Genomic DNA, 18,984 nt, shown 5'->3' with positions numbered 1-18,984 from the left:
CACGGAGTCCGACCTGCCCGCGGCGCTGACCTGCGAGCGTGTAGCGGGTGAGGTACTGCCCGACTTGCCGACGCTACGTGAATGGCGCGCTCTGCTGCCCCGGTTGCGGCGTGGCGTCCACGAAGCTGCCGTCGGTCGGCCCCGAAGCGCCGCCCTCGCTCGCACCTGTGGCGGCGCAGGCCGCATCCCCGCCGCCCACCGCGACGCCGCCACGCACCCGCGTCACGCCACCCGCGCACCACGCGCGGCGTGCGGTACCCGGACGCCGGCTGGTGCCGGCGCTGCTCGTCGCGGGGCTCGGCGTCGCGGGTCTGTGCGGGATCGCCGGTTCGGGCCCCGGCTCGGGGCCGGCCCAGGCCGCTCCGGGAGCGAACGCGCCGCTGACCGGTGGCGGCGACGGCCCTGCTGCCGGAGCGTCGACCCCGGGTGCCACCGGCGTGGGTGCGCAGCCGACCCACACCGCCGGCGTGGCGGCTGTCGCGCCCGCGCCGACGACCTCGGGCACCGGCACGGCTCCTTCACTCACGCCGTCAGGTTCCGCGAGCACGTCCGCTGCCCCGACCACCACGCCTGTGGGCCCGGCGGCGACGACGCCTCAGAATCCGGCGACCGGCCCGTCGGTTCCCACACCTGCCTCGTCCTCACCCTCCCCGCGCACGCTGCCCACACCGTCGGGAACCACGGGGGCGACGGCAAGCGCCGCCCCGACCCCGACATCCACCCCGGCCCCTGCGTCGACCTGCCGGGTGCAGTTGCTCGTCATCTGCCTGGGCTGAAGCCGCGCGTGGCACAGGCGGCTCGCGTCACGGGCCCGCCCCGGCGAACCAGGAGGGAGTCCAGAGGCCGCCGCTCAGGCGTCAGAACGTCGGAATCGCGAGGTAGTGCGTTGCGAATGCAGGTGCACCAGGAGTCGGGCCGACGCGGGGCGGGCTGTTCGAGGCGCGCGGTCCGGTCTGCGGGACGCCGGTCGCTGACGGTTCGCCACGTCCGAGCCGGCGGCAGCGGTCAGCCTTGCCGGCCGTTTGCTTCGCCCTCGCCCTCGCCGTCGACGCCGCCGGCAGCGGCGGCCTGCGCCTTCGCGAGGCGGGCCGCGGCCTCCGCGGCGGGGACGCGGTCCAGCTTCGCGTCGTAACGGGCGGCGATCGCGTCGACGGCGCGCGGGTCGGATTCGACCATCTCCGCGACCAGCAGGCAGCTGTTCGGGTCGACCCAGGGCACGAGTCCGACCAGCGCATCGGTCTCGTTCTCGGCTTGCGCGCCGTCCGAGACCGCGCCGAGGCCGAGGCCGAGCGTCGCGCCGATCGCGACGCCGAGCGGGCCCCCGAGCAGGCCGAGCAACGCGCCGACGGTACCGAAGCCGAGCATCGAGCCACCCGCCGCCGGGTCGAAGTCCTGGGGGATCGTCACCGTGCCGTCGGCGTCCCTGCGCAGCAGCGCGGCACGGCTCACCGTCGGCAGCGCGGTCACCTCACCGAAGGCCGCCGTAGCCCGGTCCGGATCGGTGATCGTGAAGAAGAGCACCTTGTCGTCGTGCTCCATGTCCTCGGACATGTCCTTCACGGCTTACCCCCCTCGCCGCGCGGCTCGTCCTGGGCGTCCCAGGCCTCGTTGTGCTCCTGTACCCGTTCCAGCGCGTGCTCGGCGGCCTCGGCCGTCTCGTACGGGCCGAGCAGAAAACGGCCAGGACACTGGCGGCCCTGCTCGACCCGGTGGTGGCGGGTGCAGTAGAACCACGGCTCTGGGGTCCCGAGCTGCTCCTCGTCGAGTTCGGCCTCGAATTCATCGCCGGCGTCCTGGGCCACGCTGTCCACCTCCGGACTGGGGCTGACTTGGAGTTACCCGCCAATCCTCCGTCGCGCGGGCGCGAGGGGCGCGCTGCTACCGCCGTTCGGGGCAATTCGACGACCGTCGCAGCGCCCGATGCGGCACCATGGCTGGGTCAGATCATTGCCGCGCCCGGAGGACATGACGCATGCCGCTGCACGGAGAGTACGAGCCGAGCCCCACCGAGTGGGTACGCGCGCAGGTCGAGCTGATCGAGTCGTCGGGAGGGACGAAGGGCACGACGATCCGGGGCCTGCCGGTGGTGCTGCTCAGCTCGGTCGGGGCCAAGAGCGGACTGATCCGCAAGACGCCGCTGATGCGGGTCGAGCACGGCGACCACTATGCGGTGGTCGCCTCCCAGGGAGGCGCGCCCAAGCACCCCGTCTGGTACTGGAACCTGAGCGCCGACCCGCGCGTCGAGCTCCAGGACGGGCCGAAGAAGCAGGACATGATCGCCCGTGAACTCGAGGGCGAGGAACGCGAGCTGTGGTGGGAGAGGGCCGTGGCGGCCTATCCGGACTACGCCGACTACCAGCGCAAGACCTCGCGCCTGATCCCGGTGTTCGTCCTGGAACCGGCCGCCACGCCGCACTGAGCGCGGTTGCTCGACGCTACTTCGACCAGGTGACGACGAAGTCGGAGTTGTTGCTGGTCGCGCTCACCGGGGTGACGACCACGGTGCCCTTGGCACCCTGGTACGCGCCGGTGCCGCCGGTGATCTTGTAGGTCTGTGACTGGGCCCCGGAGGCGAAGTTCTGCTGCGAGTTGTCGGTGTAGATCATGCCGGTGCCCGTCGCGATCTCCGCCGAGCAGGTGGCCGCGGCCGGTGCCTTGGTGAACAGGCAGAAGACGTGGTCGGTGGCCACGACATCGCTGCCGTGGCTGGCCTGCGTGCCGGTGTAGTCGTTGTCCGTCGCCACGAAGTAGTCGCCTACGGCGGGTGCGGTGTTGGGGTTGGTCACTACGCGGCCGTCGGCCGTATAGAGGTTGTTCGATGTCGAGACACCGTAGTACTTCACGGTCGTCGGCGTCATCGATCCGGAGGAGCTGGACGAGCTGGGCGAGGTGGTGTCGGCGACAGCACTGCCGCCCGCGACCAGGACGAAACCTGCTGCCGCTACTGCTGCGGCCGTGGCCGCGAAACGCGCATGGGACCTCATCGAGACCTCCCAGGCGATCGAGGAACCCCCCGGACCATTCTCGCGCGCGAGCCCCGAGCCCGCCTCGCGGGGAGTGGTCTAGAGTCCGAAACGTGGAGGTGATCCCATGACCTGGGCGGAACTGGTGGCCTACTGCCTGGCCAAGCCCGGAGCCTGGCAGGACGAGCCCTGGGAGGGCGATCTCGTCGCCAAGGTCGGCGACAAGATCTTCGCCTTCCTGGGCTCGGCGCCGGGCACCTCGATCGGGCTCAAGTGCGGACCGGACCGCGACACCGCGGACGAGTGGCTGCTGCGCTACCCGGACGCCGCCTCGGCGAGCGCCTACATCGGCCGCTACGGCTGGAACAGTCTCGCGCTCGACGGGGCGATCCCCGACGACGAGCTGCTGGCGGCCGTCGACGACTCCTACGAGGCCGTCGTCGCCAAACTGCCCAAGCGCAGCCGCCCGAGCTGACCGAGCTGACGACCGGAGGGACGGGCCGGCGATGGGGCTGACCGGAGGCGGGGTGCTGATCCTGTCGATCGCGCTCACCGTGCTGTCGGTGGCCGCGACGGTGTGGGTGTGGCCGAGGCTGGCCCGCCGCAGCTGGCGGGCGGTGCTCGGGCGACTCGGCACCGTCCTGTTCACCCAACTGGCGTTGCTCTGCACGCTCGGCCTGCTGGCCAACAACTACTTCTCCTTCTACAGCAGCTGGTCCGACCTGCTCGGCACCGGCCGGACGGGCGCCGCAGCGGTCCAGGCGGGCGCGCCGCACTCCGGCACCCACCCCGCGACCCAGGGCCCGGCTCACGGCGCGGTGCAGTGGCTCGGCACGGAGACCGTCGGCGCGGCGGGGATCGGCCTGCGCGCCCCCGAGGTGGCAGGCCGCCTGGACCACGTGCGGATCCCCGGCACGGTGACGGGCCTCACCACCGATGGTTACGTCTATCTGCCGCCGCAGTACTTCCAGCCGGCCTTCGCCAAGGACAGGTTCCCGGTCGTGGTCGCGATGACCGGCTTCCCCGGCGACGCGAAGAACCTGGTCACGAAGCTGGAGTATCCGTCGATCTCGCTCACGCTGATCCAGGAGGGGCGGATCAAGCCGATGGTCCTGGTGCTGATGCGTCCCTCGCCGTCGATGCCGAGGGACAGCGAGTGCGAGGACGTCCCGGGCGGCCCGCAGGCGGAGACCTACTTCACCGCGGACGTCCCGCTCGACATCGCCGGCTCCTACCGGGTGCAGTCCGGCGGCGGCCGGGGCTGGGGCGCGATCGGCGACTCCACCGGCGGCTACTGCGCTCTCAAACTGGCGATGCGCAACCCCAGCGTCTACACCACCGCCGCGTCGCTCTCCGGCTACTTCAAGGCCGCCCACGACATCACCACCGGGGACCTCTTCGGCGGCAGCTCCCTGCGCCGCGACGAGGCGGACCTCACCTGGCGGCTGCTCCATCTGCCGCCGCCTCCGGTCTCCTTGATGCTCGCCAGCAGCAGGGAGGACGGCGCCGCCTACGCCGACGGCCAGGCCTTCGCGGCCCTGGTCCGCCCGCCCACGACGGTCGCCCAGGCCAGCGTGCCCACCGGCGGCCATAACTTCACCACCTGGGTCCGGCTGCTGCCGCCCGCGCTCACCTGGCTCAGCGACCACCTGCCGGCGCCTGCGCCCTGAGAGCCTGTGTCCGACCCGGGGTCAGAGCTTGTAGCCGATGGTGCGCAGCAACTGCCTGCGGTCCGCCACGTCCTGCTCGGTCTCCTCGCCGAGCGGCGGCGCGCCGTCGACGACGCCGATGATGCCGCGGCCCGCCCCGGTGACGGCGACCAGGACCTGGACGGGATTGGCCGTGGCGCAGAAGACGCCGCAGACCTCGGGGACCGCCTTGACGGCGTTCAGGACGTTCACGGGGAAGCCTTCGCGCAGCAGCACCACGAAGCTGTGGCCCGCGCCGATCGCGGTCGCGTTCGTCACGGCGAGGGCCGTCAGCTCGGGGTCGTTGCCGGAACGGCGGACCAGCCGGGGGCCGGATGCCTCGCAGAAGGCCAGCCCGAAGCGCAGATGCGGGCTCACACCGACCAGGGCCTCGTGCAGGTCCTCGACGGTCTTGATGAAGTGGGACTGGCCGATCACCACATTGAGATCGTCGGGCTTGAGCACCGGCACGACGTCGATCGAAACCGCTTCGGCTGTCATGACTCCAGGGTGCGCGAAGGCGAGGCCCCCTGCACCCGAGCGACTACCGCGCTATGCTTGCTGTATGCATCGACTTTCGTGCCTGAGCTGGTGGCGCTCCTCCTAGGAGCGGCCGACTTCCTCACGCATGCCAAGGGCCGTTCGATTGGACGGCCCTTCGGTGTTCCCCGGCTCGGGGTGGATCCGCCGTCCTTTTGCAGCGCGGCCCGCCAACCACCCGACGAACCGACCAGGAGCACCCAGCCATGACCATCGCCCTCGCCGCCACGACTGCCGCCCCCGCCGAGCCTGTCACCGCTGGGCCCGCCGAGCCCGCCGCGCGCGTCCTGACCGGGGACCGGCCGACCGGGCGGCTGCATCTCGGCCACTACTTCGGCACCCTCGCCAACCGCGTCCGCCTCCAGAAGGGCGGCGCCGATCTCTTCGTCGTGATCGCGGACTTCCAGGTGCTCACCGACCGTGACGTCGCGGACGACCTGCCCCGCTACGTTGAGGAGTTGCTGCTCGACTACCTCGCCGTCGGAATCGACCCGGACCGCGCCACGATCTTCACCCACAGTTCCGTCCCGGCCCTCAACCAACTGCTGCTGCCCTTCCTCAGCCTGGTCTCCGTCGCCGAACTGCGCCGGAATCCGACGGTCAAGGACGAGATCAACCACTCCCGCCAGTCCTCGGTCAGCGGGCTGATGTTCACCTATCCGGCGCACCAGGCGGCCGACATCCTCTTCTGCAAGGCCGGTCTGGTGCCGGTCGGACAGGACCAACTGCCGCACCTGGAGATCACCCGCACCATCGCGCGCCGCTTCAACGACCGCTACCCGGCCACCGGTTCGCCGGTCTTCCCGGAACCGGAGGCGCTGCTCTCCGCCGCTCCGCTGCTGCTGGGCACGGACGGCACCAAGATGAGCAAGAGCCGCGACAACGCGATCTCCCTCGCCGCCGACGCCGACGAGACCGCGCGCCTCATCCGGGGCGCCAAGACCGACGCCGACCGGCACATCACCTACGACCCCGAGCGCCGCCCGGAGGTGGCCTCGCTGCTGCTGCTCGCCTCGCTGTGTCTGGACCGCGAGCCGGCCGTGCTGGCCGAGGAGATCGGTTCGGGAGGAGCAGCCGCTCTCAAGCGCTGCGTGACCGAGGCGGTCAACGGCTTCCTCGCCCCGATCCGGGCCCGCCGCGCCGAGCTCGCGCGGGACCCCGGCCACCTACGTGCGGTCCTGCGGGCGGGCAACGAGCGCGCGGACGCGGTCGCCGAGGCCACCCTCGACGAGGTCCGTGCGGCGATGAGCAGCCGCTACTGAGCGTGCGCGCTACTGGGCGTGCACACGCAAAGCTTTGCAACGGCCGTCCCCCACATGGCGCTCCGGGGTGGTTGGGCCGCTCGGGGAACGGGGACGCTGGTCAGGCGTGGTGCATGCCACGCACGCGGCGGTCGCCCGTCCCCTCGGTTCGGTCGCCTGTGGTCATGGCTGAAACAGCACTGGAGAAGTACCGTGGCACGCGCAATCTCGCTCATACCGACCGCCCCCGAGGTCACTCGGGTCTCCGAGCTCTCCGAGGTCTCCGGCTCGGCCGAGGCAACGACCGGCGTCGCCGCCGACGCCGACCGACCTCCGGCGGAGGCGGATCCCTCCGCCCAACCCGGCGCGGACTGGGCGACCTCGCTCGTCCATACCGCCGTGGCCGGTCGCCCGGTGGAGGAGGTGGTCAGGCTCTTCGCGCTGCTCGACTCGGGCGGGGAGATCCCTTGCCCCAGCCCCGCCAGCGCTGTCGCCGCCGGCCGCCCCGTCGACGAACTCTCCCAGCTGCTCGCCGCCTTGCGCGGGGCCCAGCTGACGCGAGGTCAGGACATACTGCGCGTGGCCGTGCTGAGCCGCCCTGTCGAGGAGGTGGTGCAGCTCGTCGCCGCCCTGGGCGGCGAGCAGTCCGGTGCCGTCTCGCATGCCCTCCAGGTCGCCGCGCTCAACCGTCCGGTGGACGACGTCGTCGCGCTCGCCCGCGCGCTGCAGGTCGCGTCGCTTCCGCCGGCCGACCCGGCGCAGGAGACGCGTCGCCGTCGCAGCCGCTGGAGCTGACCCCGGCCGCGTCGGACAGCAGGGCCCAGGGGCTCCTGCTGTCCGACGTACGGCCATTCGGGTATCCGGTCATTCGGTCATTCGGCATCGTCGAGGAACTGCTGGGCGAGTCGCTTGGGAGCACGCACCAACCAGGCTTCCGTGATCAGTTCGCGCAGCTGTGCGGCGTCGATCCGGTCGAGGCGGACCAGGACCGCGGCATAGCCGTCGAAGTGCGGGGTGGTGAAGTAGACCCCCGGATCCCCGCTGATCAGCGCCGCCTTGACCCCCTCGTCGGCCACCTGTGCGCCCAGCACCGGGCCCTCGGGGGCGGCCTTGCCGAGCGCGTCGAGGTCGGGCTGCCGCAGCGGCCGCTCCCAGACGAAGCCCTTGCCGGCGACCCACCAGTGCGCATGGTCGCGCGAGGGCCGCTCGCTGGTGCCGGGCAGGGCCAGTGCGATGCGGCGTACGTCGTCCCAGGTGGCCATGGGGGCATGCTAGTGCCGTGTTCGGCGTCCGCGAGGGACCGGGCGTCGGGCCGCGCGGCGCGCGGGCGGTGTGTGGGGCTGGATGCCGACACGAGTTTGACGAGTGGTCATGTCCTCGTCATCGGTGGCGGGTAACGTCGGCGGACGTCCCCCCGACCCGTCCCCGGAGGTCCGATGTCCGTCCCGCGCCGCGCCCTGGCACTCGTCCTCGCCGCCACCGCCTGCCTGCTGCCCCTGGCCACGACGCCCGGGGAGGCCGCCGCAGCCGACACCGGCTCGCTCTCCCTGGCCGCCGCGACCTCGGTCGGGCTGCACAACACTTACGACGACACGACGGCGTTCCCCTTCCTGGCCCAGGCCCTGGACACGGGGGCGTCGCTGATCGAGCTCGACACCTGGGTCGACCCGTTCACCCACGAGTGGAAGGTCAGCCACAGCAACCCGCTCGGCAACGTCAACAACTGCGTCGACGCCACGTCCGCCGCCGACCTCTACCGCGGCGGGGCCAACAAGGACCTGGGCAGCTGCCTGGACGACATCCGGATCTGGCTGGCCGCCCATCCGGGCCATCCGCCGATCATGGTCAAGCTGGAGATGAAGGCCGGCTTCGACGCCACCGTGGGTCTCGGCCCGACCCAGCTCGACACCCTGGTCCGGACCCACCTGGCCGGTGACGTCTACCGGCCGGCCGACCTGCTCGGCGGCTACCCGACGCTGGACGCGGCCGCCCGCGCGGGCAACTGGCCGAGCCGCGCCTCGCTGGCGGGCAAGGTGATCCTGGAGGCGATCCCGGGGACCTTCGAGATGAACAACCCCTTCGACCACCTCTGGACCGACACCGAATACGCCCAGCACCTCTCCGCCCTGCGGGCGGCCGGGCAGTTGGGGCAGGCCCAGATCTTCCCCTCGGTACTCGGCGCCGCCTCGGGCGATCCGCGCACCCGTTACGGCGACGCCTCGCTGCGCCCGTGGTTCGTCGTCTTCGACGGTGACGCCCACGCCTACGTGGACGGCGGCATCGACACCTCCTGGTACGACGCCCAGCACTATCTCCTGGTCATGACCGACGCGCACAACGTCACCCCGACCCTGTCGGCGACCGCGCCGTCCGCGGCTGACGCGGCCGCCCGCGTCGCCGAACTGGCCGCGCACCACGCGTCGTTCGTCTCCTGCGACTGGACCGGACTGCCTGCCGTCCTCGGCGAGCAACTGCCGCGCGGCTGAACGTCGCCTGCTGGCTGCCACGAGCGGTCGTGGGGCTGGGTGATGACCTGGTCGTGCGGCTGCCGCTGGTAGGGGGTGGAGCCGAGGACCTGGCAATGGAGCAGGAGTGGCTGCCCCGCCTCGCGCCCCACGTGCCCACGCGCATCCCTGAATGCTGGGGGTCGGGAAGCCTGCCCACGGGGTATCCGTGGCCTTGGTCGGTGTATCGATGGCTGGCGGGGGAGCTTCCCACTATCGGCTGCGCCGAAGGCATACCGGGGTGGGCCGGTCGCCTCGCTGGACGCGGGGGACCCGGGCGGCGTGGGAGATCCGGTCTGCGGCCTGCTCCCGCCCTGGAACCTGCTGCCCGCCGACGCAAGGGAAGTCTTCCGCGAGGCGCTGGCCGTGGACGACACGACCTGGATCCGCGGCCGGGGGCGGACACTCTCGCAGGCGCTGATCGCACTGCCGTACTACCGGAGGACGAACCCTGCGACGGCGCTCAACGCCCGGCACGTGATCCGGGCGGTACTGGACGAAGGCTTCAGCTGAGGTCAGTGGATGGGTCGATCGTCCAGTGGTTGCTTCGCAGGACTCGGTCGGCGAAGGTCACGTCCTGCTCGCCCAGGAGCCTGAAGCCGAGGGTTCTGCAGATGCCATTTGACGGGGCGTTCGTTGTCCCAGGAAATGCGTGTACGAGCCCCCAGCGACCGTCGTCGCGGGCCAGCTCGAGCAGCGCGCGGACAGCCGTCTTGCCGAGTCCCCGTCCCTGGAACTCCGGCAGTACCATCCAGCCGATCTCCGAGATCTGCCCGGCACCATCAGCGTCATGAGGCCACAGGGTCACGCTCCCCGCCACCACCGCCGGATCGGCTTCGTCGGGAACGATCATCTTGATCCACTGGGTGCCCGACGCTGCCCCCTGAACATCGCGCTGGACCTTCGCCTCCATGCCCGCGCGGGGCAGCGGGCCACCGAGTTCGGCCATCATGGTGGGGTCACATCGCATCCGAACGTAGGCGTCGACGTCGCCGGGGTCGACATCACGTAGCAGCATCTGTGTTACTCCAAGTCGATGGAGGTCGGGGGCTACCAAAGCGGCTGGTCGGGAGAGCGGACGATACTGCCACACCGTACCCGCCGCCACGCTGCTCGCCCGCACGTCGCCTGTTGGCGGCAGGCGTACGTGCTCCGCGAGGTCAAGCGGCGGCCGAGGCCGACGACCGATCGGTGGCCTCGCGGATCCGCGCTGTCGAGCACGAGATCATTCGGACGGCCTGACTGGGGACCGCATGCCGAGCCACTGCTCGGCGCCCCATGCCTCGAACCGCTCCACCTCGGTGAACCCCAGCTTTGCCGCGAGGCGCATCGAGCCGACGTTGGCGGTCTGGGTGGCGAGCACCACCGGCTCACCGGGAAGGACATCGGCGAGCCATTCAAGTGCCGCCGCGCACGACTCGGCGGCATACCCAAAGCCCCACGCCCGTGGCAGGAACAGGTAACCGAGGTCGGCCCTCCCCGCAGCAGCCGGGCGATGGTGCTCCGGTCCCTCCTGAGCAGGATCTGGCCGATCATCGCCCCGTCGAGATCAACGACGAAACTCCCAGGCCACCGCTCGGGCACCTCGGGCATCTCAAGCTCAAGCTCGGCACGCGGCCGGGGGCCGCCGAGGTAGGTGTGCACCTCCGGTGAGGCGAGCAACTGGATGAACGCCGCACGGTCCCGGGCCTCGGGTTCACGGAGCACGAGCCGCTCGGTCCTGATCGGGGCAGCTGGCCAGACGACGGGTCCGAGTTCAGTCATGGCGGGCAATTCCTCTCGGCGGCAGCGACACCAGGTGCCGCAGAGGGGGACGCGTCTGCCGAGTGATCCAGTTCCTGGTCAACGGGTCCGCCAACCCGTCGCCGTGCCCGGTGGACTGGCACTGCCATTCGGTGGCACCGGCGTCGTGGTCGCGCTTGGCGTCGGCGTCCGGGCCGGCTCAGGTCACTGCCTCTGGGCAGGGCCGGTGTCCCTATCGACGCTGGATCGTGACCGCCTGTCACCGCCACCGCAGCATCAACTCGTGCTGCACGAGGCGTTACCAGGACCGCCACCGTCTCGCTGCACGGCATTCTCTGAACCAGACGATTGCTCTGGCTTGCAGGAGTCGGCTCGGACCGCTGGTTCGCGCTCGGCTCTTGCTGCCGTGAGTGAGGCTCTTGACCCTCACGTGGCGTCAGGCTGCATAGTCGGTGCCGTGGACGATCACTGGACCGTCGGACGCGTGGCCGAGCTTGCCGCCGTGAGCGTCCGCACGCTGCATCACTATGACCAGATAGGGCTCGTGTGTCCGTCGGCGCGTACCGCGGCCGGGTACCGGGCCTACTCCGCGGGCGACGTGGAGCGGCTGCGGGAGGTGCTGGCCTACCGGCGGCTGGGCTTCGGTCTGCGGGAGGTTGCGGAACTGGTCGGCGACCCAGCCACCGACGCGGTCGCGCGCCTGGGGCGGCTGCGCGGCCTGCTGCTGGAACGGCGTGATCGAGCTGACGCCATGGTGGCGGCTATCGACAGGGAACTTGAGGCACGGGCGAAGGGACTGATGGTGACACCGGAGGAACAGTTGGGGATGCTCGGTGCACGGCTGTACGACGCGATCGGCGGCGCCTACACCGCGACACGGCGAACCGAGCCGCGGATCGCCACGCAGATCTGGGACGCGCTCGGGGACGCGCAGACGGTGCTGAACGTCGGGGCCGGCACCGGCTCCTACGAACCTGCTGATCGCAACGTGACCGCGGTGGAGCCATCGGCGGTCATGCGGGGGCAGCGGCCTGCCGGCTCGGCGCCGTGCATGGCCGCCGCCGCGGAGAGCCTGCCGTTCGAGGACCACTCCTTCGACGTCGCGATGGCCGTCTCCACCGTTCACCACTGGGGGGACCCGATAGCGGGGCTGCGCGAGATGCGGCGGGTGGCCCGCCGCGTGGTGGTGCTCACGTTCGACACCGACGAGCCCGGATGGCAGGACCGGTTCTGGCTTACCCGCGACTACCTGCCCGAGTTCGCCGGCGTCCTCGCAGAATTTCCCTCGCTTGCTGGAATGGCCGACGCGATCGGCGCCCGCGCTGAGCCGGTACCCATCCCGTGGGACTGCGCTGACGGCCTGTTCGAGGCGTACTGGCGCCGACCGGGAGCGTATCTGGAGGATCACGTGCGCGGCGCGATGTCGGTGTGGACGAGGGTCGGGCCGGACGCCGAGCAGCGGGCGGTACGAAGCCTCAGCGACGACCTCGACTCCGGCCGGTGGGCCGAGCGTAACAGCGACCTCGCCGACCTCGACGCGGCAGATCTCGGCCTCCGCCTGCTCATAGCTTGAACCGCGTCGCAGGCACTGGCCGGGCATGAGGCCGAACCTGTCGGTGATCCCGCCACCGTCCTCCGCGCTTCGCAACGGCTCTACCCGCGCCCATCGCGCGTCTAGAAGATCGGCTGCTCGGGCAGTCGGAGTGGTACCGGCGCCTATCCGCCGCCACGCGGTTTCCTTCAGGCGGTTGCCGCCTCCTCGAGCGCGGCCAGGAGCTCCGTGCGCGTCGGGGGGCCGGAGGCGCGGCGGATGAGGTGGCCGGTGGGGTTGAGGACGAGGACGGTCGGGGTTCGGAGGACGTCGAACTGGCGGACGAGGTCGAGGCGGACGGTGGCGTCGATGTCGACGTGGGTCACCCCAGGGGTGGCGGCGGCCAGTTCGCGCAGGAGGCGGCGGGTGGCGGGGCAGGTCGCGCAGAAGGACGTGGAGAACTGGACGAGCGTTGCCCGCGTGCCCAGGGGTTCGCCGAGGTCGGTGGCGGAGAGGCGCGAGGCGTCGTCGCGCGGTCGGCGGGGGCGGAGTTTGCCGTCGCGGGCGGCGCGGATCAGGCCGAAGACGGTGGCGGCCACGAGGACGGCTGCGCAGACGATGAGGCCGGTCGGGTCAGCCATGGTCCAGCCTCCCGCGACTGCGAACGAGGAGCAGGTAGACCTCGCAGCCCAGGCAGTAGCCGAAGGCCGCGTTGAGGAAGGCCGCGGCCAGCGCCAGCGCGCACGCGGCGACGCCGAGCCAGGACGGCCCGACGAGGTAGCCGATGGTCCCGACCGCGCCGAAGGCGAAGCCGACGGCCTGGGCGAAGCGCGGCGGACGCTCGTCCTCCAGCTCGCCGGGCGGGCCGAGGCGCGGCCGGACCAGCGTGCGGTAGAGCAGGCCGTAGGGGGAGAAGCGCAGGCCGAGCGTCGCGCCGAGCGCGAAGACGAGGGTCTGCGCCGCCAGCAACGCGCCGCTGCCGGTGATCAGGGCGGCGGCGAGGACGAGGGTGGTGAGCGCGGCGGCGAAACGCGGGCCGCGCGGGTCGATCAGGGCGGGCGTGCCCGGGACGTTGGGCAAGTGAGACTCCGAGCCGGAGGAGGGGTGGTCGACTGAGGGCGGCAGTGTCAGTAACGCGGACACGCCGCCGACCACACGCGACCGAAGTCGATGTGGGCCCGGGTCACCAGTGGAGTCTCGGCAGGCACGGTCCTGATTGCAGCACTGCGCGGTCGCCCGGTCAAACACGGCTCACATCCTGGCCGGGCCGTGACAGTGTTCAACACTTCAAGTCGGCAGGCCGTGCAGGAGGATCCGGGTCACAGGTCTTGACGTGTGTCCGTCAGGCGCGGAGAGTCTTCGATGAACCGCGGAGACGCGGCGCATCCCTCAGGGACGGCGATGGACGCCGTCCCTGCGCACGCGATCACGGCTGTCCCCACCCCCACCTCCGGGAGCCGTAGATGCTGACTGCACCACCGTTCCGGCGCGCCCGCAGGCGCGCCCTCGCCGCCCTTCTCGCCGTGCTCGGCCTGCTGCTCGCCTTTCCGGCGAGCTCCGGCGCGGCGACCGTTCCGGGTCCGCCGTCCGGCTGGACCACCGTCTTCAGCGACGACTTCTCCGGCGCGTCCGGCAGCGCCCCGAACGCGTCGAAGTGGATGTTCGACACCGGCCCGGGTTCCTCCTTCGGCACGGGCGAGATCGAGACCATGACCAACTCCGCTGCCAACGTGAACCTGGACGGCAACGGCCATCTGAACATCACCGCGCTCGACAACGGCGGCAACTGGACCTCGGGGCGGATCCAGACCACGAGCGCGAACGTCGGCGCGCCGGCCGGCGGCAAGCTGGAGGTCACCGCCTCGATCATGCAGCCGAACCCGGCGTCCGGCCTCGGCTACTGGCCCGCCTTCTGGATGCTCGGCCCCGGACAGTGGCCCGAGAACGGCGAGATCGACATCATGGAGGACGTCAACGCCCGCTCCCAGGTGGCGGGGACGATCCACTGCGGCACCTACCCCGGCGGTCCCTGCAACGAGGGGAACGGGATCGGCAGCGGCCTGCAGAACTGTTCAGGATGTCAGACCGGCTTCCACACCTACTCGATGATCCTCGACCGGACCAACACGTCCGCCGAGTCCATCACCTTCTACCTCGACGGCACGCAGTACTTCTCGGTGACGGAGGCCCAGGTCGGGACCGCGACCTGGCAGCAGGCCTACGACCACAACCTGTCCATCATCTTCGACCTCGCCATGGGCGGCGGCTTCCCCAACGGCGTCTGCGGCTGCACCACGCCGACGTCGGCCACCAGCTCGGGCGGGACCATGAGCGTCGGCTACGTCGCGGCGTACACCACGACCGGCGGCGGCGGGGGAGGCGGCGGTGGAGGCACCGGCACGCCCGGCCCGGTGACCGGCTACGCGGGGCTCTGCCTGGACGACCGCTCCGGCAGCACGGCGAACTTCAACCCGGTCCAGGTCTACACCTGCAACGGCACGGCGGCGCAGCAGTGGACCTTCGTCCAGGCCGGGACGACCCTGCACGTGCTGGGCAAGTGTCTCGACATCAACGGCGGCGGCACCGCCAACGGCACGACCGTCGACCTCTACGACTGCAACAACACCGCCGCGCAGGTGTGGATCCCGCAGTCGAACGGCGCGCTCTACAACCCGCAGTCGAACAGGTGTCTGGACGACACCGGCTGGTCCACGACCCCGGGCACCCAGGTGCAGATCTGGGACTGCTCCGGCAACGCCAATCAGAAGTGGACCCTGCCCTAGCGGCACGTCAGTCCTGGGCGGAGGCCCTCGCGCGCAGTTGCTCGTTGGCGCGCAGGGCCTCATCCAACTGGTCCTCCAGCGTGATGATCCGGCAGGCCGCCTCGATCGGGGTGCCCTGGTCGACCAGCTCGCGGGCGCGCTGGGCGATGCGCAGCTGGTGGCGCGAGTACCTGCGATGGCCGCCCTCCGAGCGGAGGGGCGTGATCAGCCCGGCTCCGCCCAGCGCGCGCAGGAAACCCGGGGTGGCGCCGATCATCTCGGCGGCCCGTCCCATGGTGTAGGCCGGGTAGTCCGCGTCATCGAAAGCGTCCTCAGCGGCCCCGGCGTCCTCAGCGGCCCCGACGCCTCCGGCATCACCGGCGTTGCTGGGCGTCGGGTCGGTCTTGGCTGCCACTGCACCTCTTCTTCGCGCCCGTCGGCCTGGAGCCGGTCCGTCTCCGGACTGGCAATCAAGCGTACGGCGAGGCGGCAGCTTCCGCCGCCGACAGGCAGGACCTGTCAGCGGCGGCCTCTTCGGTGGTCGGTCAGGCCTGGCCGCGCGTGCCGAAGCGGCGCTTCGCGCCGCCGGTCCGGCTGCCCTGGACGCCGCCCTGGCCACCCTGACCGCTGCCCTGGCCACGGCCGAAGCCCTGCCCCTGGCCCTGACGCGAGCCCTGGCCCTGACGCGATCCCTGTCCCTGGCGTGCGCTCTGCCCCTGGCCGGAGGCCTGGCCGCGGGCGACGCTGGACGGCTTGCGGCGGGTGCGGGTCGATGTCGCGGCGCGCTGCGTCGGCTCGGCGGCCGGCGCGCTGATCGTGACCGGGATGCCCGTGGGGCGCTGCGCGCCGGTGATCCGGGTCAGCTCCGCCTCACCCGAGCGGACCTGCGTGGTCTGCGGGGTGATGCCGGCGTGTCGCATCAGCTGGACCATGTCGCGGCGCTGCTCCGGCAGGACCAGGGTGACGACTATGCCCGACGCCCCGGCGCGGGCGGTGCGGCCGCCGCGGTGCAAGTAGTCCTTGTGGTCGGTCGGCGGGTCGACGTTGACGACCAGGTCGAGGTCGTCCACGTGGATGCCTCGCGCGGCCACGTTCGTGGCGACCAGCGTGGTGACGTGCCCGGACTTGAACTGGGCGAGGGTCCGGGTGCGCTGCGGCTGCGACTTTCCGCCGTGCAGCGCGCCGGCGCGGACGCCGCTGGCGAGCAGGTCCTTGGTGAACCGGTCGACGGCCCGCTTGGTGTCCAGGAACATGATCACCTGGCCGTCACGGGCGGCGATCTCGGTCGCCGTGGCGAACTTGTCGGGGCCGTGCACGTGCAGGACGTGGTGCTCCATGGTGGTCACCGCGCCCGCCGAGGGGTCGACCGAGTGGACGACCGGGTCGTGCAGGTAGCTGCGGACCAGCAGGTCCACGTTGCGGTCCAGGGTGGCCGAGAAGAGCATCCGCTGGCCGCCGGGGCGGACCTGGTCGAGCAGCTGGGTGATCTGCGGCATGAAGCCCATGTCGGCCATCTGGTCGGCCTCGTCCAGCACGGTGATGCCGACCCGGTCCAAGCGGCAGTCGCCACGCTGGATCAGGTCCTTGAGGCGGCCCGGCGTGGCGATGACGATCTCGGTCCCGCCGCGCAGCATGGCCGCCTGGCGGCTGATCGAGAGACCGCCGACGACGGTCGCGAGGCGCAGGCGCAGCGGCTTGGCGTAGGGGGTGAGCGCGTCGGTGACCTGCTGGGCCAGCTCGCGGGTCGGAACCAGCACCAGGCCGAGCGGCTGACGGGGCTCGGCGCGCAGGCCCGCGGTCCGGGCCAGCAGGGCCAGGCCGAAGGCGAGCGTCTTGCCGGAGCCGGTCCGTCCGCGGCCGAGTACGTCGCGGCCCGCGAGTGAGTTCGGGAGGGTGGCGGCCTGGATCGGGAACGGCGTGGTGACGCCCTCCGCGGTCAGCGCGGCCAGCAGCGCGGCGGGCATGTCGAGCTCGGCGAACTCGGCCACGGCCGGCAGGCTCGGGACGATCGGTGTGGGCACCGTGAACTCGGCCGGCCTGGCCGGAGCGGTGCGGCTGGGGCCGCTGCTCTTACGGGCGCCGGGGCGGCCTGCGGCTGCGCCGCTGGATCCCTTGCTCATCCCGGCGCCGGCCCCGGTGCGGGGTCGCCCTCGGAAGGAGCGGTCGTTCCTGCTGGACGTGTGGTTCATGGAGCGAACCTTCCTGGTTGGGCACGTTGGGACGTTTTCGGCGGTGGAACCGCACGGACGTCCGGAAACACGAGCCCGTGACAGGAAAGAACAAGCCGGGCGCGCAGATATCAAAGGGGGCGGGACGGGAATCGCCACTCGGCTGCGGCGGAACGGTTCGGCTGGAACGGTTCCGACGGGTCGAGCGCGAATGTTCTCAAGTCAGCCGTGGTCCGGCCCCGGAAAAGCAAACGAGCCGGGGCCCGCACCCAAGGTGCGGGCCCCAGCGCGTTGGACGCTCAGCGTCAGGCGGGAACGATGTTCTCGGCCTGCGGGCCCTTCTGGCCCTGCGTGACGTCGAAGTTAACCTTCTGGCCTTCCTGCAGCTCGCGGAAGCCGGAGGTGGCGATGTTCGAGTAGTGGGCGAAGACGTCCGGGCCGCCGCCGTCCTGCTCGATGAAGCCGAAGCCCTTTTCCGCGTTGAACCACTTCACGGTGCCAGTAGCCATGTCATATCTCCTTCGGGGCAGTGCCCGGCGTCCGCACTGTGCGGGCGCCGGTGTCGCCGCGATGATTAACCCGTCCGGAACGACACCGGTCATACATAAAGCGCGCTCGCCGGAAACTTCCCGTGAGGAGCGCTTGAAGTCTTTTGGGAACCACAACTGCAACTGAGATCAACGCTAGCACGTTGCGAGAGTTTCCGGCGTGGCAGCAGAATCGCGTCGCTCGGCGAGTCGCCCGGTCCCGCGTCGGCTGCGGGCGGTTTTCTACTGCGGCCGTGACAGATTTTCCGGCCTGGCCGACGCCCGAGGGGACCGCGGATCGCGGCGCCGCGTCGGTCCCTGAACGGGGCTCTTCCGGCTCAACTCCCGGAGGTGGCAGGCGGCTGCGACAGCGCAGGCCACCCCTCCGAGCACGAACAAGAGGCCTGCGGAGAGAGGTGCCAGCGGGTCGGCCCCAGCAGCCGGGGACGCAGCGCGACGGCACCGGCCTGGGCGCAGGATCCTGTGCACGGCGAAGGAGGGGGGAGTGGGACTTGCCGACCCGGGGGACCGCGAGCGCGGGTCAAGCGGAACCCGACCAGGGCGGCGACGAGCCTGACCGGGAACCGGCCGCGCCGCCTGCCGCCTGCCGCGCGCCGCTGATCGAGCGCCCGCCCGACTCGCCGGTTGACCCGCGCGAGCGGCTCGGTCCGCCGACCCGCTCGTGATCGTCAGGGGCGATAGCCTGTTCCCATGTCTCACCCCGATGAGCTTCTCGTCGCGATCGCTGCGCTGGTGGAAACCGAGGGCAGCAACCAGATGCCGCTGACGGTGGTCGTCCCCGGAGCGGTGATCACCGGCCGACTGGCCCCCGAGGCGGTGTGGAAGAAGCGGGTCGCCGAGGTGCTGGAGGCCTCCGACCGACTGGGCGCCTTCGCCGCGCTCTTCGTCCCTCCCGCCGAGCGTGGCCCAACAGAGCCGACGGACGGACCGGACCGACAGGACCGGCCGGACCGTCCCACCCACCTGCACGTGCATCTGGCCCGCATCCTGCAGGGCAGCTACGGCCTGCCGCACACCGGGGGCATGTACCGCATCGCGATCGATCAGATCAGCAGTTGGACGGTGGGGGACCTCAGCTACTCCGACCAGTGAGGCCCGGTGCCATGAGCGAGGCAGAGCTCGGTCAGGTGATCGCCGGCCGTGCGATCGAGGCCGTCGGTCCCGACGGCGTGCCCGTTCCGCTGGCCCTGGAGATCGGGCTGCCCTCGCGATCGCCTCGGAGCTGCTGACCCGGCAACTGGCAGCGGTCGCCGGGGAACGCGGCTGGACCTTCGGCCGGCTCGGCGCGAGCCGACT

General features: G+C 71.4%; 22 protein-coding genes and 2 pseudogenes. 12 read left to right on the top strand and 12 right to left on the bottom strand.

All coding sequences use genetic code 11. From position 1 onward, the window contains the following. Positions 1-110 precede the first annotated feature (110 nt). Entirely contained in the window at positions 111-776 is a 666-nt protein-coding gene (locus tag ABIA32_RS20180) for a hypothetical protein (protein ID WP_370097104.1), read from the top strand. A 229-nt stretch (positions 777-1,005) separates the two neighbouring features. On the opposite strand, the gene ABIA32_RS20175 is transcribed toward ABIA32_RS20180, so the two are convergent. Together ABIA32_RS20175 and ABIA32_RS20170 are read right to left on the bottom strand one after the other, a co-directional pair. Then, entirely contained in the window at positions 1,006-1,560 is a 555-nt protein-coding gene (locus ABIA32_RS20175) for a histidine kinase (RefSeq protein ID WP_370097101.1), read from the bottom strand. Further along, positions 1,557-1,802, bottom strand: coding sequence for a hypothetical protein (locus tag ABIA32_RS20170; protein WP_370097098.1), 246 nt, complete (start codon positions 1,800-1,802; stop codon positions 1,557-1,559). The genes ABIA32_RS20175 and ABIA32_RS20170 overlap by 4 nt, the downstream gene beginning before the upstream one ends. 170 nt (positions 1,803-1,972) lie before the next feature. Between ABIA32_RS20170 and ABIA32_RS20165 the strand changes: the two genes are divergently transcribed. Next, positions 1,973-2,419 (top strand): nitroreductase family deazaflavin-dependent oxidoreductase, encoded by a 447-nt coding sequence (locus ABIA32_RS20165; RefSeq protein ID WP_370097096.1) that lies wholly within the window; start codon positions 1,973-1,975, stop codon positions 2,417-2,419. A gap of 16 nt (positions 2,420-2,435) precedes the next feature. Here the strand turns inward: ABIA32_RS20165 and ABIA32_RS20160 are convergent, their stop codons facing one another. After that, positions 2,436-2,984, bottom strand: a complete 549-nt coding sequence (locus ABIA32_RS20160) for a hypothetical protein (protein ID WP_370097093.1) — start codon at positions 2,982-2,984, stop codon at positions 2,436-2,438. Positions 2,985-3,090: 106 nt separating this feature from the next. Between ABIA32_RS20160 and ABIA32_RS20155 the strand changes: the two genes are divergently transcribed. Further along, positions 3,091-3,438, top strand: a complete 348-nt coding sequence (locus tag ABIA32_RS20155) for an MmcQ/YjbR family DNA-binding protein (RefSeq protein ID WP_370097092.1) — start codon at positions 3,091-3,093, stop codon at positions 3,436-3,438. 31 nt (positions 3,439-3,469) lie between these two features. Next, the gene (locus tag ABIA32_RS20150) at positions 3,470-4,633 is read left to right on the top strand and encodes an alpha/beta hydrolase (RefSeq protein WP_370097090.1); all 1,164 of its coding nucleotides are present in this window, start codon (positions 3,470-3,472) and stop codon (positions 4,631-4,633) included. Positions 4,634-4,654: 21 nt separating this feature from the next. On the opposite strand, the gene ABIA32_RS20145 is transcribed toward ABIA32_RS20150, so the two are convergent. Next, positions 4,655-5,152, bottom strand: a complete 498-nt coding sequence (locus ABIA32_RS20145; RefSeq protein WP_370097087.1) for an adenosine-specific kinase — start codon at positions 5,150-5,152, stop codon at positions 4,655-4,657. Between the two features lie 245 nt (positions 5,153-5,397). Between ABIA32_RS20145 and trpS the strand changes: the two genes are divergently transcribed. Continuing rightward, the gene (gene trpS, locus ABIA32_RS20140) at positions 5,398-6,453 is read left to right on the top strand and encodes a tryptophan--tRNA ligase (protein ID WP_370097084.1); all 1,056 of its coding nucleotides are present in this window, start codon (positions 5,398-5,400) and stop codon (positions 6,451-6,453) included. Between the two features lie 192 nt (positions 6,454-6,645). After that, entirely contained in the window at positions 6,646-7,227 is a 582-nt protein-coding gene (locus tag ABIA32_RS20135) for a hypothetical protein (RefSeq protein WP_370097082.1), read from the top strand. 77 nt (positions 7,228-7,304) lie between these two features. Here ABIA32_RS20135 and ABIA32_RS20130 read toward each other — a convergent pair whose 3' ends face one another. Next, entirely contained in the window at positions 7,305-7,694 is a 390-nt protein-coding gene (locus ABIA32_RS20130) for an MmcQ/YjbR family DNA-binding protein (protein WP_370097081.1), read from the bottom strand. Positions 7,695-7,868: 174 nt separating this feature from the next. Here ABIA32_RS20130 and ABIA32_RS20125 point away from each other — a divergent pair, with 174 nt between their 5' ends. Continuing rightward, positions 7,869-8,918 (top strand): phosphatidylinositol-specific phospholipase C domain-containing protein, encoded by a 1,050-nt coding sequence (locus ABIA32_RS20125; protein WP_370097079.1) that lies wholly within the window; start codon positions 7,869-7,871, stop codon positions 8,916-8,918. A 23-nt stretch (positions 8,919-8,941) separates the two neighbouring features. Continuing rightward, positions 8,942-9,449: pseudogene (locus tag ABIA32_RS20120) on the top strand (phosphotransferase); the annotation flags it as partial. Here the strand turns inward: ABIA32_RS20120 and ABIA32_RS20115 are convergent. Then, entirely contained in the window at positions 9,442-9,954 is a 513-nt protein-coding gene (locus ABIA32_RS20115) for a GNAT family N-acetyltransferase (protein ID WP_370097077.1), read from the bottom strand. The pseudogene ABIA32_RS20120 and the gene ABIA32_RS20115 sit on opposite strands and share 8 nt — an antisense overlap. A gap of 207 nt (positions 9,955-10,161) precedes the next feature. Continuing rightward, positions 10,162-10,700: pseudogene (locus ABIA32_RS20110) on the bottom strand (GNAT family N-acetyltransferase). Between the two features lie 436 nt (positions 10,701-11,136). Between ABIA32_RS20110 and ABIA32_RS20105 the strand changes: the two are divergent. Next, the gene (locus ABIA32_RS20105; RefSeq protein WP_370097075.1) at positions 11,137-12,252 is read left to right on the top strand and encodes a methyltransferase domain-containing protein; all 1,116 of its coding nucleotides are present in this window, start codon (positions 11,137-11,139) and stop codon (positions 12,250-12,252) included. A gap of 167 nt (positions 12,253-12,419) precedes the next feature. On the opposite strand, the gene ABIA32_RS20100 is transcribed toward ABIA32_RS20105, so the two are convergent. Both ABIA32_RS20100 and ABIA32_RS20095 read right to left on the bottom strand, forming a co-directional pair. Beyond that, positions 12,420-12,851, bottom strand: a complete 432-nt coding sequence (locus ABIA32_RS20100) for a TlpA family protein disulfide reductase (protein WP_370097073.1) — start codon at positions 12,849-12,851, stop codon at positions 12,420-12,422. After that, positions 12,844-13,290: a DUF4395 domain-containing protein gene (locus ABIA32_RS20095; protein WP_370097071.1), complete on the bottom strand. Its 447-nt coding sequence runs from the start codon at positions 13,288-13,290 to the stop codon at positions 12,844-12,846. Before ABIA32_RS20095 ends, ABIA32_RS20100 begins: the two co-directional genes overlap by 8 nt. A 383-nt stretch (positions 13,291-13,673) precedes the next feature. Here ABIA32_RS20095 and ABIA32_RS20090 point away from each other — a divergent pair, with 383 nt between their 5' ends. Then, positions 13,674-14,993: a ricin-type beta-trefoil lectin domain protein gene (locus tag ABIA32_RS20090; RefSeq protein ID WP_370097070.1), complete on the top strand. Its 1,320-nt coding sequence runs from the start codon at positions 13,674-13,676 to the stop codon at positions 14,991-14,993. A gap of 7 nt (positions 14,994-15,000) precedes the next feature. Here the strand turns inward: ABIA32_RS20090 and ABIA32_RS20085 are convergent, their stop codons facing one another. The 3 genes from ABIA32_RS20085 to ABIA32_RS20075 form a co-directional block, all read right to left on the bottom strand. Next, positions 15,001-15,387: a MerR family transcriptional regulator gene (locus ABIA32_RS20085; protein ID WP_370097068.1), complete on the bottom strand. Its 387-nt coding sequence runs from the start codon at positions 15,385-15,387 to the stop codon at positions 15,001-15,003. Positions 15,388-15,517: 130 nt separating this feature from the next. Next, a complete protein-coding gene (locus tag ABIA32_RS20080) occupies positions 15,518-17,161 on the bottom strand; it encodes a DEAD/DEAH box helicase (RefSeq protein WP_370097066.1) in 1,644 nt (547 codons plus the stop codon). A 284-nt stretch (positions 17,162-17,445) separates the two neighbouring features. After that, on the bottom strand, positions 17,446-17,649 hold the full coding sequence (locus tag ABIA32_RS20075; RefSeq protein ID WP_370097065.1) for a cold-shock protein: 204 nt from the start codon (positions 17,647-17,649) through the stop codon (positions 17,446-17,448). Between the two features lie 729 nt (positions 17,650-18,378). On the opposite strand from ABIA32_RS20075, the gene ABIA32_RS20070 reads away from it, so the two are divergent. Both ABIA32_RS20070 and ABIA32_RS20065 read left to right on the top strand, forming a co-directional pair. Further along, on the top strand, positions 18,379-18,780 hold the full coding sequence (locus ABIA32_RS20070) for a hypothetical protein (RefSeq protein WP_370097063.1): 402 nt from the start codon (positions 18,379-18,381) through the stop codon (positions 18,778-18,780). A gap of 11 nt (positions 18,781-18,791) precedes the next feature. After that, the gene (locus ABIA32_RS20065; protein WP_370097062.1) at positions 18,792-18,917 is read left to right on the top strand and encodes a hypothetical protein; all 126 of its coding nucleotides are present in this window, start codon (positions 18,792-18,794) and stop codon (positions 18,915-18,917) included. Positions 18,918-18,984 lie beyond the last annotated feature (67 nt).

This window comes from Streptacidiphilus sp. MAP12-20 (assembly GCF_041262525.1).
GTDB lineage: Bacteria > Actinomycetota > Actinomycetes > Streptomycetales > Streptomycetaceae > Streptacidiphilus.
The sequence above is the reverse complement of the archived record's forward strand: the minus strand, read 5'-3'. Positions and strand labels throughout refer to the sequence as shown.